The following is a 2,472-nucleotide window of genomic DNA, read 5'->3' as shown; positions in this document are numbered from 1 at the left end:
GCCAGAGGCGCCGCCGGCGACCTGCCCGCGCTGCTTCATGCAATTGCCCGCGACCGGCGTCTGCGACGACTGCGGCTGACCAGCCGCCCTGCGCGGGCCGGGACCGACTGATGGCCGGCACCGCCCTCGCCGACGAGCTGCGCGGGTCCGGCCAGAGCTCAGTTGTGGGTCACGACGGGCGTGCCCACGGGCGCCCAGTCGAAGACCCACTTCGCCGTCGGAATCGGCAGGTTGACGCAGCCGTGGGAGGCGGCATACCCCCAGGTCTTGCGCCAGTAGGCACCGTGCAGCGCCTCCCCGCCGTTGAAGAAGGAGGACCAAGGCACGTCGGGGGTCTCGTAGTCGGTGCCGTCGGCGTTCTGGCCGCGCATCGTCATCATCGGGTTCTTCCAGTAGATGTGGAAGACGCCGATGTCGGTGGGGGTGGCCGGGGCCCCGTTGACCATCTTGATCGGGCCTAGCGCGACCGTAGCCCCGACATAGGCGGTCATCGTGTGCCGTGCGAGGTTGACGTCGATCCACTTCTCGCCCGGGATAGCCGGATAGGCGAGATTCTCCGCGCCGGCGGCGATGGTCTTCTGCGTCCACGTCGCCGGAATTGCCTTGGTGGAGAACGTCTCCGAGGCGCCCTCGCCGCTGCTCAGCGACGCGGTCAGGGCCTTGGCCACGGCCGCGGCGTTGGTCACGGCCCGGCCGTCCTTGGCCGGGGTGATGACGCGCACGAGCTTGCCGGCGGAATTGACATAGCGCAGGCCGTTGCTGGGCGCGGCGTCGGCCGACTTGGCCTGCGCGGTGATCCAGGCGGTGATGCGCTTGCCATCGACGCTCACCTCGCCGGTCGTTCCCGCCGCCGGCAGCGTGACCCAGGACGCCTTCTCGCGCGATGTCGCCCGGAAGACCTGGGTGCCGTCCTCGACCTTGACCTCGGCGTGGGCGATGGCGTTGGCCTTGGCGGCCAGGTCCTTCCCGTCCGCCGTCGTGACGTCGGGCTCCTGCTCGACCACGGTCGTCGACGCGGACGCGGAGGTCAGCGTGCGGGCGGCAGTTGCGGCGATCCCGTCGAGCCCGTCGACCTCGAGGACCTGGCCCGAGGCGCCACGGGTGGCGGCGAATGTGTGCCCGTCCTTGCCCAGGCTGACCACGGCGTTGGTCGGCGTGCGGGCGTAGGTCTTGCCGAGGGACGCGACGAAGGCGTCATACGCGCTCGCGTCCTGGGTGATCACGACCTCGACCGGGCGCGCCTTGACCAGCGCCTCGGCATACGCCGGCCAGTCCTGATTGGCGGCGAAGACGCGGGCGACGGTCGCGTCGATGTCGATCGTGGTGCCGAGGTCGGTCAGGGCGACCTGGCGGGTGGTGTCGGGGAGCTTGACGGCGACGGTGACCGCGTCGGCCTTCGCGCGCAGCGCCGCGGCGACCTCGTCGCGGGACATGCCGGCCACGTCGATGCCGACCACGCTGCTGCCCGGCAGGGCGCGATCACGGTAGTGAAAGCCGTATGCCGTGGCTGCCGACCCGATCGCCACAGGCACGGTGACCGCGAGGGCGGTCAGCACCTTTGTGCGCCTCTTCACCTTCGACATTCCTTCCCCGAGTGTTCGCGAGGTGCACTCCCTCCGGCGAACCCCCAGCCAGTATGACGGCGCGTTCCACGGTTCGCACGTCACCGCGCGCGCTCGGCCATTGGTGTCCCGCCCGGGTTGCCCGCCCAGGGTGAGCGTGGTGACGTGGTCGGGGGCGGGTCAACGGCATACGACCGCGGTAGCGTGGACGCCCTGACCGGCGAGGCGCCCTGAGCGGAGGGGCCGCGCGGACGGCGCCGGTGTGGTAGTCGTGGGAGATGGCAGCCGTCACCCTCTATGCCGAGTTCACCGCCAAGCCTGGACAGGAAGGGATCGTGGCCGATCTCATCGCCGGGCTGGCCGACGATGTCCACCGGGAGCCGGGTAATGAGGTGTTCACGGTCTACCGTGAGCGCGACAACCCGGCCAAGTTCTTCGTCTTCGAGCGGTATGCCGATGACGACGCCTTCGCCGCCCACATCGGCGCCCCCTATGGCGCAGTCTTCAACGGCAAGCTGGGGGATCTGATCGAGGAGGACGGCTCCCAACTGACCTTCTTGACCGAGTCGCCGTGACCGGGACTGGTTACCAGACAGTAGGTGCGTCGAATCGGGCGCTATAGCGCCCGATTTGCCTCACCTACCGGCTGGTAGATCCCGGGCCGTCGCCGTTGCTGGCGTGCCAGACTCGATGTGGTGACCACACCCGCCGGCGACTTCGAGTTGACCATGGCCGAGTTGCGCGCCGTGAGCGCGTATGCCGTCGCGTGCGCCGAGCCGGCGCTGGTGATCTTCGCGCGGGGCAACCCCGACGACCCCCGGCCCGAAGCGGCCCTCGCGGCGGGTCGGATCTTCGCCGAGGGAGCGCCCCGCTCACGGCTGCAGCGCACCGCGGCCATCGCCGCACGGGC

The 2,472-nt window shown here is 70.3% G+C and carries 3 protein-coding genes; 2 read left to right on the top strand and 1 reads right to left on the bottom strand.

The genetic code is table 11. The features are described 5' to 3' along the window. Positions 1 to 158 precede the first annotated feature (158 nt). Positions 159 to 1,574, bottom strand: a complete 1,416-nt coding sequence (locus PKH97_RS15815) for a L,D-transpeptidase family protein (RefSeq protein ID WP_324388572.1) — start codon at positions 1,572 to 1,574, stop codon at positions 159 to 161. Between the two features lie 266 nt (positions 1,575 to 1,840). On the opposite strand from PKH97_RS15815, the gene PKH97_RS15810 reads away from it, so the two are divergent. Further along, a complete protein-coding gene (locus PKH97_RS15810) occupies positions 1,841 to 2,137 on the top strand; it encodes a putative quinol monooxygenase (protein WP_324388571.1) in 297 nt (98 codons plus the stop codon). 120 nt (positions 2,138 to 2,257) lie between these two features. Continuing rightward, the coding region (locus PKH97_RS15805; RefSeq protein ID WP_349255523.1) for a putative immunity protein at positions 2,258 to 2,472 on the top strand (215 nt) is incomplete at its 3' end.

This window comes from Nostocoides sp. (genome assembly GCF_035343835.1).
GTDB classification, from domain to species: domain Bacteria; phylum Actinomycetota; class Actinomycetes; order Actinomycetales; family Dermatophilaceae; genus Nostocoides_A; species Nostocoides_A vanveenii.
Note: the sequence above shows the minus strand (reverse complement) of the source record. Positions and strands in the feature narration are given on the sequence as shown.